Consider the following 13,608-nt stretch of genomic DNA (forward strand, 5'->3'; position numbering starts at 1 on the left):
CATCATGCCAGGTCAGGAGACAAAACTTTCCACTATTCTTATGAAGTTTTCTGTATCTAAGACTGAATTTAATTTAAAATACCATCCAATGAATTTACCCAACATCATCTCAGAATTAGTAAAAGCCAATTTTTAAACATTGTATTCTTATTTATTTTCTCTTTTGTATTTTCTCAGACTGTCAACAAGGATTCATTAAGAGGAGAATTTACCTATTTACTTAGGTATAAGCCTAATACTCTCAATCAGGACTATGTAAATCAGGAACTCTATTCATTACAAATAGGCAATAACCGTGCTTTTTTTATCAGTGAAAATGCATTGAAATTTGACTCTCTCTTCATGGCAAAATACAATAAGAATAAGGACGTTATTGATTTGAGCGATATCCCGGTTTCAAAATCTAATTTTTTGATTATCCAAGCAAGTAATCATTCACAATTTTATGAGTCGGTAGGAATGACTTTGTTATCCTATGATAGCCCCGCTGCTGATAATTGGAAACTTATTAATGATACAAAGGTAATTAATTCCATTCTTTGTAAGAAGGCGGAGGTCCGTTATAAGGGAAGAGACTGGACCGCCTGGTATGCAACTGAGATTCCTTTTCCTTTTGGTCCCTATAAATTCAGTGGCCTTCCCGGATTAATTGTAAAAATTACAGATAAAACCGGAGATTATGATTTTGAGTTGGTAAAATCGACCTCAAGTTCTGAATTAAAAGGTAAGGTGGTAACCGTAAGTGAAAGGTACTATAAGAACTCTAAGAATGTTACTAAAAAAGAGTTATCTCAGGCAAGAACAAATTTTAGAGAAAATGCCAGATATCAATTGGAAAGTATGGGTACCGTGTTTTCCCAAAATCAAAAAGAAAGACAAAAAGCAGTTAGTACCGAAAAAAAAGGACATAATCCTATTGAGTTAGAAGATTGAAATATCAATAGCTTAAAATCGCAGGATTGAACCGTCACAAAAAACCGTATGGCTTGATACGGTTTTTTATTTTAGAACTGAAATTCCGTATGGCCGGACGGCTTAAAATGAAAGTTGATTTTTGAAATGATCGATCATTCATATGAACTCATTTACAAATCACTGACGAAAAAAGCGAAAGAAGAAATCGGAAATTCTTAAAATAAATTTTTCATAAAAAATAAGCCTGGAAATAATTAAATTTTATTAAATAATTTTTTATAATTAGCTGTAGTATATCTATTTAACATAATAAATTTTTCAATAAAAAGTGATTAAACTTATTGCGTATACCACATTTTTTATTTTACTTTGAAGTGTTGAAACTAATTGTGTAATCAGTTGAACAAAGAGATTATTAACTTTTAAAAATTTTTAACATGAAAAAAATTATTTTAAGCCTGTTTTTAACAGTAGGAGTTTCAGGAATGGCATTAGCCGAAAATCAGTCCAATAATCAGGAGATCAAATTAAATGATCTTAAACAAAAATGCGAAATTGTGAAGATCTTGGACAAAGCGGAGAAGTTGTTTGATTGCTGGTATGGTCAACGGTACGATACGTATGACAGCCAGGGGAATCTGGTAGAATCCCTTAGCTTTGGTTCTGCAGGTCCTTGTAGAGATGGAGATGCGGACGGAACTGTTTCCGTAAGGTTTCATAAGCAGGTACAGGAAATTTCAACGGATGTAAATTAGATCTCAGATGAAGTTAAAAATTTTCATTATTCTGGTAGGCTTGTTTTAACTTTGCTTATTCACAAAACAATATAGCAGAATATGAGTTTTTCCATTATGATGAAAAGCAATATTCTGAATATTTAGCGTTCAATCAGGAAGAGTCTTATTTCTTCATTCATGGAGGTGCTTTTGATAAAACTGATAGAACCGATTATAGTACAGTCAGCAAAAATTTCAATATAAAAAAATTTTCAGCGTCTGTTGTCAATAAGAATAATAAAACCTACAGTCGATTCAGTTTTCCAGCAAAGGTATTTTATGCAATGGAAGATATTCCGGAGGTAAAATGGCAAATTACGGATGAACGTAAAGAAATTCTGGGATATAATGCCAGGAAAGCGGTTACAGAATTCCGGGGACGAAGGTATACAGCCTGGTTTACCATGGAAATCATGAGCCATTATGGTCCCTGGAAATTAAATGGCTTACCGGGACTGATTCTGGAAGTATCTGATTCAAACAACGCTTATAAATATGTGATAAAAAGTTTGAATTTAAATACGGATTTATGGATTCCTGAAAATGCTGTAGCATATGTAGATAATGAGATGGCAAAAGCTATACCTTTCAAAGATGCGGTGACTCTGGAAAATGATAAATTACAGAATAATTTGAATAAAATAATGGCATCTTTTCCTGCCGGAACTTCTTTTAAAGCTTCACCTTTACGAAGTGAAATGAAAGAAGTGTCTTTTGAATGGGAAGCAACTCAAAAGCCATAATGAAACATCTATGCTTACTTTTTATTTTATTATTCTTAAAAGTCTCTGCGCAGACAGAGATTAAAGGATTTATAATATCGGAAAACAACCAGCCGGTTTCAAGAGCCAATGTGATCCTTATAGATTCAAAAGACCATATTATTACTTTCGTCTTTAGCAATAAAGACGGAAGTTTTCTATTGAATACCGATAAGTTCGGTGAATTTATTCTGCAGATTTCAGCATCAGGATATACAAAAAAAACATTCCGGTTTCCTTCATTAAAAAAAATACGGTAATCGACCTGAAAAAGGTAAACATAGAAACCGACAAAGGAAAAGAAATAAAGGAAATAGTTATTACACGCAGCAAAGCTGTTAAGATAAAGAAAGATACCATAGAATATACCGCCCTGAACTTTTCGAACGGGACAGAGCAAAATGTAGAAGATCTTTTGAAAAAACTTCCGGGAATTACCATTCTGAATGATGGTAAAATAAAATTCGGGAACAAGGAAGTTTCCAGAGTGATGATAGAAAATGATGATTTATTTGAGAAAGGCTATCAGACACTTACCCAAAATATGCCTTCGAAACCGTTGGATAAGATTCAGGTACTTAAAAATTATTCCAAAAACAAACTCCTTAAGAATATTGAAGATTCAGAAAGTATAGCTTTAAACCTTACTTTAAAAAAAGATGCCAAAGGAAAGTGGTTCGGCAATATATTGCTGGCTTCTACAAGCTATAAAGAAAATAGGCACCAGGGTAAGCTCAATATGATGAATTTTACCAAAAGAAAAAAGGTATATTTTTTATTTAATGCCAATAATCTGGGGCTGAATGAAATGAAAGGAGTAGACTACCTGATCAGTCCGGGTTCAGAAAATGATGTTGAAAATGTCGGAACGAACATCAATACCCTTTCAACGGTTAATCTTCACCAGAAAAATTTTCAGTTTGATGACAGGCGTACAAATTTTAATAACGACAGATTGCTTTCAGTGAATTACATTTATAATTTTAAAACCGACTGGAAACTGAAATTTGTTACCATTTTCAACGGGACAGAAAATAGGAATTATATCAGCTCTTATTATAAATTTAATTTTGATGGTTTAAGTTTCATTAATAATGAAGATAAAACATGGAAACAAAACAACAGGAATATTGTAGGAAAATTAGAACTCTCAAAAGATTTTAAAAATAATTCCAACGTTCAGTTTTACAATAAAATCTCTTCTTTAAATGAAAAAAACAACAATATTTTCATTTTTAATCAACAGCTTAATAACCAGATAGGAAAAAATGAACTTTTTGCCAATGAAAACCGGTTGACGTATACCAAAAAGATAGATTCCTCCAAAGCCTGGGTAACAGTAGCAAGATATATCTTTCAGAACCGGCCTTATCACTTTACCGAGGAAAACAATGTGTTTTCCTCCATTCTGAATATTCCTGAAGCACAAAAAATAAGTCAGAGTATAGATTCCAGAATGAATTTCGGAGGGGTGAAAATATCATATCTTAAAAAGTATTCGGAAGAACACTTCCTGGAATTGCAGTTGGGGGATGAGTTCAGAAAAGATAAGTTACATTCAAATCTCCAGGCTTTGAATGCGGACAGTCAGACCATATATTTTGACCGATCCGGCTTCGTTAATCATACAGATTATCTTTTGAATACTGTTTTCGGGCAATTGAAATACGGAAAAAAATCCAAAAGATGGAATTACGGGTTTACGGTTTTAAACCAGATGATTTATTCAGATTTAAATAACAACAAAGAAACCGGGTTTTATGTTTCCCCGTCAGCCAACATCAGCTATCAAAGCATCAAAGCGGGAAATTTTAGTATTAATGCAGGAAGAAAGTTTTCCACTATTTCAATTAATGATGTTTATACCAACTATATTTACCAGGGAAACAGGAATTTCAGGCAAAACCATACGGAATTTACAGTTTTGCCCGATTATAATGCAGGCCTCAGTTACACGATCGGTGAAAAGATGTCCCAATATCTGGATTTTAATATCAACTTTATAAGAAGCGAGGATTATCTTTCTAACCATATGATTGTAAATCCCAATTATACTTTTAACCAAACCATCCTGGTAAAAAACAACAGCAATCTGTCTTCAAATTTGGAATTGAGAAAATACCTGAAATTTGTAAAATCGAGATTGAGTATTCTGGGCTCTTACCTGTTTTCGGATTATGAAAACAGCGTTAATAATCAGCCGTTGATAAAAACACAGTTCACGAATTGGAAAACAGGTTTTGAAATGAAATCCGGATGGACCAGGTTTATCAATTATGAACTGGGTTATGAATGGACATTCAATAAAATCTATTCTCCGGTAAATTCCAACTCTTATATGGATCAGAAAGGTTTTTTCAACCTTTATTTAACCATGGGTACACAATTCAAAATAGAATCTTTTGTGGAATATTATAAATTTGGGAACACAGGCCAGAAAACCACCCAGTTTTGGGATGTCAAAGCGAATTATATCTTGAAAAAATATAATATGAATGTCTTCATTCAGGGAAACAATCTTCTGAACTCAGACAGCATCCGGAGATATTCGATATCCAATATCAGCGAGAGCCTGTATACACAAAGATTGATTCCGCGTCATTTGGTTTTAGGAGTGAATAAGAATTTTTAAATCGAATAGTTCCTAATAAGTTTTTCATAATTATACTTTGATTTATAGATTTTATCTCTGTTTATCGATCTGAAGAATCAGCCTTTAATTTCTATAAGTAGGCAAAAATACAGAATTCACAGAATAAATTTTCCGTAAAATACCAAGTTGCAAATTATTAATTCTAATTAAACAACTGTTTATAATTCATTGTAATATAGTTATTTAATACAAAATTTTCAATAAAAAGTGAGTAATCATATTATGAATACCATATTTTTATTTCACTTTGAAGTATTAAACTGATGCCCAAAATGTTTAAACTACCATTATCAAAGGACAGGAAATTCTGAGACAAAGGGAAAAAGAAAGAGAAGAAAATGAGAAATTTGTAAATCCACTCGAACTGATGCCCCCAATAAGAGCCTGTCTAAATTTTTGATTCAGCAAACTTTCGGTCATTTCGCTTAATTTTCTGAATTAAATAAACCTTGTTTATTCTTCACTTTAATACGATGATTTCAATTGATTTAAATGAATATCACCGGACAACCGATACATTGATTTTTTAAGCTAAATAAACCTTAAATTCTTAATGTTAAAATATAAAAGGTAAATTTAACAGGTTTTAAGCCTTAGAAAATAAACTCTTTCGTCAGTCTTTTATCCTCATCCAGTCTTTCAATCAGTTTTTCAAGTCCTTCAAACTTAATTTCATCATGAAGGAAATCCCGGAATTTCACAGTGATTTTTTCGTCGTAGATATCATTGTTAAAATCGAGGATATAAACTTCTACCGTTAATTTTTCACCGTTGACCGTGGGATTAGTGCCGATGCTCAGCATTCCTTTGTACTGTTGATTTTTAATTAAAACTTCAACAATATAAGCCCCTTTTTTCGGTAGAAGCTTGATAGAATCCGTTTCGATATTGGCGGTTGGATAACCGATAGTTCTTCCGATTTTTTTTCCATGTACTACGGTTCCGGAGACGGAGTAGGAGTAACCCAGCATTTCGTTGGCTTCGCGGATATTTCCGTCCAGAAGGGCTTTCCGGATTTTGGTAGAGCTGATGTTGTTTTCATGGATATTGATGGCTTCCATCTGTTCCACTTCAAAATCAAGTTCCCGTGAAAGCTTTTGCAGCAGTTCGAAGTTCCCGCTTTTGTTTTTCCCGAAAGAATGGTCGTATCCGATAATCAGGTATTTTACATGCAGTTTGTCCACCAGGATCTGCCGTACAAATTCTTCACCGGTCAGGTTTCTGAATTCTTCATCGAATTCTTTCAGGAACAGGTTTTCAATGTTGTATTTTTCCATCAAAAACGTTTTCTCTTCCAGGGTATTCAGCAGCTTCAGGTTTTCAGACGGGTTGAAAACAAACCTCGGATGCGGCCAGAACGTGAGCACTGCGGTTTCCAGATGATTTTCTCCACCTACCTTTATCAGTTCACCGATAATGCTTTTATGGCCGAGATGAACCCCGTCGAACATACCCAGAGACAATGCCAAGGGCTTTTGAGAAGTGTATTCGCTAAAATTCCTGAAAACTTTCAAACCGGAAAAATTTTGACTGCAAATATAAGCAAACTAACGGAACAATATAACAATGCACATATTTAACGACAGATAATGCCAACTCTATCTATCACCTGTAATTTAATTGGTAAAGGGTTAAGTCAATATATTGGTATATTCAGTAAAAGATATGATAAAAATCTGTTTTTTACCAATTGCGGGTTAATGAAGAATCATTATATTTGCACCAAGAAAAAATTTAGCAATGGCAAACCAAATTAAAGGTAAAATTTCTCAAATTATCGGTCCGGTAATCGACGTTGTCTTCAGTGATGTGGAAGCAGTTCCAGCAATCTATGACGCGTTGGAAATTACAAAAGAAAACGGTGAAAAAGTAGTTTTGGAGGTAGAACAGCATATTGGAGAAGATACGGTAAGATGTATCGCAATGGATGCTACCGACGGTCTTAAAAGGGGGCAGGACGTAATAGGATACGGTAATCCTATCGTGATGCCAATCGGTGAGGCAGTAAACGGAAGACTTTTCAACGTAGTTGGTGATGCTATCGACGGACTTCAAAATATATCTAAGGAGGGTGGTCTTCCAATTCACAGACCGGCTCCGAAATTTGATCAGCTTTCAACTTCTGCAGAAGTTTTATTTACAGGGATTAAAGTAATCGACCTGGTTGAGCCTTACGCAAAAGGAGGTAAGATCGGTTTGTTCGGTGGTGCCGGTGTAGGTAAAACGGTATTGATACAGGAGTTGATCAACAATATTGCAAAAGGACATGGAGGTCTTTCGGTTTTCGCCGGTGTAGGGGAAAGAACGAGAGAAGGAAATGACCTTTTGAGAGAGATGCTTGAATCGGGAATCATCAAGTATGGTGACGATTTCATGCACTCTATGGAAAACGGAGGTTGGGATCTTTCCAAAGTGGATGTGGAAGCGATGAAAGATTCTAAAGCCGCATTCGTTTTCGGACAGATGAACGAGCCGCCAGGTGCAAGAGCGAGAGTAGCCCTTTCAGGTCTTACCTTGGCTGAGTACTACAGAGACGGTGGAGAAAGCGGACAGGGTAGAGATGTACTTTTCTTCGTAGACAACATCTTCCGTTTTACACAGGCCGGTTCTGAGGTGTCTGCACTTCTTGGACGTATGCCATCGGCGGTAGGTTACCAACCGACCCTTGCTTCTGAGATGGGAGCGATGCAGGAAAGAATTACTTCTACGAAAAACGGTTCCATTACTTCCGTACAGGCGGTTTACGTACCTGCGGATGACTTAACTGACCCGGCTCCGGCAACAACGTTTGCCCACTTGGATGCAACGACGGTACTGGACAGAAAAATTGCTTCATTGGGTATCTATCCAGCAGTAGATCCTTTGGCTTCCACTTCAAGAATCCTTGCTCCGGAAATTATCGGTGAAGAACACTACAACTGTGCACAGAGAGTAAAAGAAATCCTTCAGAGATACAAAGCACTTCAGGATATCATCGCCATCTTGGGTATGGAAGAGCTTTCCGAAGAAGATAAATCCGTAGTTTACCGTGCGAGAAAAGTTCAGAGATTCTTGTCTCAGCCTTTCCACGTAGCAGAACAGTTTACAGGAATCCCGGGATCATTGGTAGACATCAAAGATACCATCAAAGGTTTCAACATGATCATCGATGGTGAACTGGATCACTTACCGGAAGCTGCTTTCAACCTGAAAGGAACTATCGAGGAAGCGATCGAAGCCGGACAAAAAATGTTAGCTGATAACGCATAATAATGCTAATTGCTGATAGCCGATCGCTATTAGCCAAAAGCCAAAAGCAATTAAAATGAATATAAAAATTTTAACACCAGAATACGTAGTTTTTGAAGGAGAAGTAGACTCTGTATTGCTGCCGGGAAAAAATGGTGAATTCCACATCATGCAGAACCACGCAGGAATTGTTTCTTCTTTAATTGGTGGTAAAGTGAATTTGTATGCTAAGTCTATTGATGAGCCGTATGCAAAATATTTTACCAAAGAAAATGAGAAAGATTCGGTCTTTTCTTATCCTATCAAAAGCGGTGTTGTAGAATTTAATCATAATAAAGGAATTATCCTTTGTGAATAATTAAATGAAAAGCTAAATATATTTTCAAGAAAGTGTAACTTTGTTACACTTTTTTTTATGTAGTAAGAATCCGGTTTTATGCTAAGAAGTTTAATCATTTTATGTACAGTTTTCAGTGTCTTTTTTCAGGCACAGACCGTCAAAATAAAAAGAGGAATTGTACATCTTGAAGGAATTCCTGTAGCCAAAATTTCAAATAAAGGGAGCCTGTATACTGTTATGGATCTTAAGGAAACGCCCATCTACACCATGGAATTTGAGGATAAAAGCATCGTGGATTCGGTTCGTGACAGCTATATCAAAATCAGAAGGATCTACAACCAGGACAAAACATTGGAAATGGATTACATTTCGCCGTCCGCATTTTCCGGAGAAGAAAAATCAGCGGCCTATACTTCAGTGAAAAGCCTGAAAATTATTGATGAACGGGGCATCAATATTAAAAATCTGGATGAACTTTTTAAAAATTCCCCTAAGCGAAAACTTGATACGAAAACCAAAGAGGCTTATACCACAAGAACCAAAATTGATAAATTAAATATCACCGTCAACAATGTCGGGGAAATTTTAAGCAATGGGAAACCGGTCGGTTACTTTACCAATCTTCCGGTAAGTTTCGGAGCGGACGATACCGTTACGGATAAAACCTTTGTTGACATCGAAATCTATGATGCCAACAGCAAATACATCGGTAAATACATTACCACCACGAAGCAGCTGAAATCGGCAGGGGGTAAAACATTTACGCTTTACCGGGAAATGTCCGGACGGGCATCAATCCTGAAGTTCCCTACCTACAAAGCCATTGCCGAAAGAATGGCCATCATGGATCCCAGTTTTATCAAGATCCAGGAAAAAGTCATTGTAGGAGAGGTGACGAAAGATGGGGTGCAGAAGTAATTGTTTTATATCTGAACATATAATAGCATCCACATTTTACAATTTGCTTTTAAACTGATCGCTGATTCTATGCTTAGATTCTTACGGAATGACAAACGTAATGTTGAAAAACTATACAAGAGGATATAAAGTAGAATAATCAAACATAAAGCTTATCATTGCGTAAGAAGTAATACTGCCAATAAACACAAAGCTTGTCATCCGTAGGAATCCCAAATCCTAATCTTTCCAAATTATTTTTCCTTAATACCAAATCTCGGTTTTTAAGATTTGATAAGACAAAGTCTCATGAAGAATCATTTAAAAATATGAAATTAAAGTACAATTTATAGATTTTTAAAAATCCCGCTGAAAATTCAATAAAAACTATAAGCTCAAAATCACCCCGTTTTCCTTTAGTTGCTGCATCGGTTTGGAGAACCAGAACAACTCAAAATCTTCTATGCTTTGTTCAAAATTCTCTTTAAGTTGCTGAAGCGTAGGCTTTTTCTGATTTTCAATGGCATTTTCCTTAAATGCATACATCAGCCATTCTGCCTGTTCCTGTTCCAGATCTACGCTGACAATATTGGTTTTTAAGTGCGCTGTAATTTTTGTGTACGGGTAAACGGACTTCTTTTTTGTTTTTATACGATTCTCAGCGATTACATTTTGTGTTAAAAAGATGATTTTTGAGCTGCCTTTAAATTTAAAATCATCATCTTCCAGAAGGCAGTCATGAATATAATCCGGATGAATGGTTGTTCTCGGAATTTTAAAGTCAAACCATTCCTGAAGCGGAATTTCAAAATTAATTCCGTGCATATAATTGAACAGGGATTTTTTCAGTCCGAAACTAAATTTCCCATGATCGATTCCGGTCTTGTCAATAAAATCAATATCGTTGTTGGCAAAGAAAATTTCCTGCTTCATTGGAGTGACGCCAAATGCTTCGGGATTCAGTCCGACCGGTGAGTGGGCCGTCATGGCAAACTGATGCCAGAAGGCACTTTGTAAAATTCCCATCTCGAAAAGCTGCCGGACCATCTCCAGAGAATCCACCGTTTCCTGAATCGTCTGCGTCGGGTAGCCATACATTAAGTAAGCATGGATCATAATCCCGGCTTCCGTAAAATTCCGGGTGACTTTGGCGACCTGCTCAATGGAAATACCTTTATCGATTAATTTTAACAAACGGTCGCTCGCTACTTCCAGTCCGCCGGAAACCGCAACACAGCCCGAAAGTTTTAAAAGAAAACAGAGATCTTTCGTGAAGCTTTTTTCAAAACGGATATTGGTCCACCAGGTGACTACCAGATTTCTTCTCAGGATTTCCAGGGCCACTTCCCGCATAAGGGCAGGCGGTGCTGCTTCATCCACAAAATGAAATCCTGTTTCTCCCGTCGATTCGATCAGTTCTTCCATCCGGTCGACCAGGATTCTTGCTGAAATCGGTTCGTAGATTTTGATGTAGTCCAGGGAAATATCGCAGAACGTGCATTTTCCCCAATAGCAGCCATGTGCCATTGTCAGCTTGTTCCATCTTCCGTCGCTCCAGAGACTGTGCATCGGATTGGCAATTTCGATCACGGAAATATATTGGTCCAGTTTCAAATCGCTGTAGTCAGGAGTTCCGATATCCGCCTGCTTATAATCATGCCGTACCGAATTGTTTTTATAAACTACTTCACCGTTTTCCATCAAAAAAGTTCTTTTGAACTGCAGTGCTTCGTTCTGATTTTGTTTGGCTTGGAGAGTGTTTTCATACAGCAATTCAAGAGGAAGTTCTCCGTCATCAAGGGTAATGAAGTCAAAAAAGTCAAATACCCTTTGGTCTTTTATTTCCCGTAATTCCGTATTCGGAAAACCGCCGCCCATAGCGGTTCTGATATGGGGATAGTTCTCTTTGATGAATTTGGCACAACGGAAAGCTGCATACAGATTCCCCGGAAAAGGTATTGAAAAACAAACCAGCTTCGGCTGTACGAGTTCCAGTTTTTCCTGAAGCAGCTGTAAAGTAAAATGATCGATAAATGTTAAATTGCCAAGTATTTTAGCATAGAGTTCGTCAAACGAGTTGGCACTTTTTCCCAACCGCTCTGCATAACGGCTGAATCCGAAATCGGGATCTATATTTTCCACAATATAGTCGGAAAGATCTTCCAGATATAAGGTGGCCAGATGCTTGGCCTTATCCTGCAATCCCATATTTCCAAAGGCGAATTCCATATCATCCAGTTGGTTGAAGCGGGAAGCTTCCGGAAGAAAATTCATTGAGCAGATCTGCCGGGCCAGGGTTGGTGTTTTTCCCTGAAGAAAACGGATGACCTGATCTATGGTTTTGATATATTCATTTCTTAAAGTAAATATCCGTTGGGCATTTTCCGAAACATCAGAAAGATCAATATTCTTATCAAAAATTTTCCGGAGTCCTTCTCTGGAGAATAATGCCAGAATGACCTCGATCCCCAAATCTGTCTGATGGCTTGAAATATTTTTGGTATTCAGAAAACCTTTAATGTAAGCCGTAGCTGGATAAGGAGTATTAAGTTGCGTAAAGGGTGGGGTGATAAGAAGCAGATCTTTCAACAGAAATTTTTTGCAAAGTTATTTCAAATAATTAATTTTTACAATTTCTGTGGACCTTAATTTAGGTTTGCTGAAATTAAAGAAGGATAGTGGTAAAATTGATTTCAAAAATAAAAACCATCAGAATATATCCTGATGGTTTTCTTATTTTGATGAAAATCAGATTACATTTGCTTGTACTCGATATTCATTTGTTTTTCCATTTCAGCGTATTGTCCTGAAACCAGCTTTTCGCGGATACCTTCAAAAGCAGCAAGTGTTTCGTTAATTTCAGAATCTGTATGAGAGGCAGTAGGAATTAATCTCAGTAAAATCATTCCTTTCGGAATTACGGGATATACCACTACAGAAGTAAAAACTCCGTAATTTTCTCTTAGATCCTTTGCCAGAAGTGTTGCTTCAATAGTAGTGCCTTCAATAAAAACAGGAGTTACACACGTATTTGTATTTCCGAGATTGAAACCTCTTTCCTTTAATCCGTTTTGAAGCTTATTTACATTTTCCCATAATTTATCCTTAATTTCCGGACGTGTCCTTAGCAATTCCAGTCGTTTTAAACCTCCGATTACCATAGGCATTGTTAAAGATTTAGCAAAAATCTGAGAACGGAGATTGTATTTTAAGAACCTTATGATGGTTTCATCTCCTGAAAGAAATGCTCCGAAACCGGCCATCGATTTGGCAAAAGTTGAAAAATAAACATCAATCTGATCCTGACAGCCCTGTTCTTCACCTGCGCCGGCTCCTGTTTTGCCTAATGTTCCGAAACCGTGTGCATCATCAACCAGAAGCCTGAAATTGAATTTTGATTTTAAATCACAAATTTCTTTCAGCTTTCCCTGCATACCCCTCATTCCGAAAACCCCTTCAGTAATCACTAAAATTCCGCCTCCGTTTTCCTCTGCTACCTTAGTTGCTCTCGCTAAGTTCTTTTCTAAACTTGCAATATCATTATGTTTGAATGTAAAACTTTTCCCCATGTGCAGACGAACTCCATCTACAATACAGGCATGAGAATCCGCATCATAAACGATAACATCATGTCTTGTAACCAATGCGTCTATCGCCGAAACCATTCCCTGATAACCGAAATTCAATAAATAAGCAGCTTCTTTCTGGGTAAATTCTGCCAGTTCTTTTTCCAATTGCTGGTGCTGTTGTGTTTCTCCGGACATTGCTCTCGCACCCATCGGATAAAACATTCCGAATTCTGCAGCCGCTTTTGCATCGGCTTCCAGTACTTCCGGGTGGTTGCAAAGCCCAAGATAATCATTGGCACTCCAGAAAATTACATCTTTACCTTGAAATTTCATTCTCGGACCAATAGGGCCTTCCAGTTTCGGGAAAACAAAATAGCCTTCTGCATAATCTGCAAATTGTCCAAGAGGTCCTGGATTTTCTTTTATTCTGTCAAAAATATCCAACATTTTATTAATATTTTAAGTAAAA

At 36.6% G+C, this 13,608-nt stretch carries 11 protein-coding genes; 8 read left to right on the top strand and 3 right to left on the bottom strand.

From position 1 onward, the window contains the following. Positions 1-153: 153 nt before the first annotated feature. The 5 genes from FY557_RS02185 to FY557_RS02210 all read left to right on the top strand — a co-directional run bounded on the left by FY557_RS02185 (position 154) and on the right by FY557_RS02210 (position 5,084). On the top strand, positions 154-933 hold the full coding sequence (locus FY557_RS02185) for a GLPGLI family protein (protein WP_410495637.1): 780 nt from the start codon (positions 154-156) through the stop codon (positions 931-933). Between the two features lie 419 nt (positions 934-1,352). Then, positions 1,353-1,670 carry a hypothetical protein gene (locus tag FY557_RS02195; protein WP_149245656.1) on the top strand — a complete coding sequence of 106 codons (318 nt, stop codon included), beginning with the start codon at positions 1,353-1,355 and terminating at the stop codon, positions 1,668-1,670. Positions 1,671-1,741: 71 nt separating this feature from the next. Then, positions 1,742-2,434, top strand: coding sequence for a GLPGLI family protein (locus FY557_RS02200; protein ID WP_149245657.1), 693 nt, complete (start codon positions 1,742-1,744; stop codon positions 2,432-2,434). Next, the gene (locus tag FY557_RS02205) at positions 2,434-2,712 is read left to right on the top strand and encodes a carboxypeptidase-like regulatory domain-containing protein (RefSeq protein WP_185151631.1); all 279 of its coding nucleotides are present in this window, start codon (positions 2,434-2,436) and stop codon (positions 2,710-2,712) included. Before FY557_RS02200 ends, FY557_RS02205 begins: the two co-directional genes overlap by 1 nt. A gap of 155 nt (positions 2,713-2,867) precedes the next feature. Then, a complete protein-coding gene (locus FY557_RS02210) occupies positions 2,868-5,084 on the top strand; it encodes a hypothetical protein (RefSeq protein WP_149245659.1) in 2,217 nt (738 codons plus the stop codon). 614 nt (positions 5,085-5,698) lie between these two features. Here FY557_RS02210 and FY557_RS02215 read toward each other — a convergent pair. Beyond that, the gene (locus FY557_RS02215; RefSeq protein WP_149245660.1) at positions 5,699-6,619 is read right to left on the bottom strand and encodes a bifunctional riboflavin kinase/FAD synthetase; all 921 of its coding nucleotides are present in this window, start codon (positions 6,617-6,619) and stop codon (positions 5,699-5,701) included. Positions 6,620-6,845: 226 nt separating this feature from the next. Here FY557_RS02215 and atpD point away from each other — a divergent pair, with 226 nt between their 5' ends. The 3 genes from atpD to FY557_RS02230 all read left to right on the top strand — a co-directional run bounded on the left by atpD (position 6,846) and on the right by FY557_RS02230 (position 9,591). Then, positions 6,846-8,354 (top strand): F0F1 ATP synthase subunit beta, encoded by a 1,509-nt coding sequence (atpD, locus tag FY557_RS02220; RefSeq protein WP_149245661.1) that lies wholly within the window; start codon positions 6,846-6,848, stop codon positions 8,352-8,354. Positions 8,355-8,409: 55 nt separating this feature from the next. After that, positions 8,410-8,691 (top strand): FoF1 ATP synthase subunit delta/epsilon, encoded by a 282-nt coding sequence (locus FY557_RS02225; protein WP_149245662.1) that lies wholly within the window; start codon positions 8,410-8,412, stop codon positions 8,689-8,691. Positions 8,692-8,769: 78 nt separating this feature from the next. Further along, the gene (locus FY557_RS02230; RefSeq protein WP_149245663.1) at positions 8,770-9,591 is read left to right on the top strand and encodes a hypothetical protein; all 822 of its coding nucleotides are present in this window, start codon (positions 8,770-8,772) and stop codon (positions 9,589-9,591) included. 366 nt (positions 9,592-9,957) lie between these two features. Here the strand turns inward: FY557_RS02230 and FY557_RS02235 are convergent, their stop codons facing one another. Both FY557_RS02235 and FY557_RS02240 read right to left on the bottom strand, forming a co-directional pair. After that, on the bottom strand, positions 9,958-12,159 hold the full coding sequence (locus FY557_RS02235; protein ID WP_149245664.1) for a B12-binding domain-containing radical SAM protein: 2,202 nt from the start codon (positions 12,157-12,159) through the stop codon (positions 9,958-9,960). Between the two features lie 164 nt (positions 12,160-12,323). Next, positions 12,324-13,583 (bottom strand): aminotransferase class I/II-fold pyridoxal phosphate-dependent enzyme, encoded by a 1,260-nt coding sequence (locus tag FY557_RS02240; protein WP_185151636.1) that lies wholly within the window; start codon positions 13,581-13,583, stop codon positions 12,324-12,326. Between the last annotated feature and the right edge of the window lie 25 nt (positions 13,584-13,608).

The organism is Chryseobacterium sp. SN22 (genome assembly GCF_008329705.1).
GTDB lineage: Bacteria > Bacteroidota > Bacteroidia > Flavobacteriales > Weeksellaceae > Chryseobacterium.

What these genes read in the sequence shown, in the direction of transcription:
- FY557_RS02195 (WP_149245656.1), top strand. Translation starts at nt 1,353, where the DNA reads ATGAAAAAAATTATTTTAAGCCTGTTTTTAACAGTAGGAGTTTCAGGA.
- FY557_RS02205 (WP_185151631.1), top strand. Translation starts at nt 2,434, where the DNA reads ATGAAACATCTATGCTTACTTTTTATTTTATTATTCTTAAAAGTCTCT.
- atpD (WP_149245661.1), top strand. Translation starts at nt 6,846, where the DNA reads ATGGCAAACCAAATTAAAGGTAAAATTTCTCAAATTATCGGTCCGGTA.
- FY557_RS02225 (WP_149245662.1), top strand. Translation starts at nt 8,410, where the DNA reads ATGAATATAAAAATTTTAACACCAGAATACGTAGTTTTTGAAGGAGAA.
- FY557_RS02230 (WP_149245663.1), top strand. Translation starts at nt 8,770, where the DNA reads ATGCTAAGAAGTTTAATCATTTTATGTACAGTTTTCAGTGTCTTTTTT.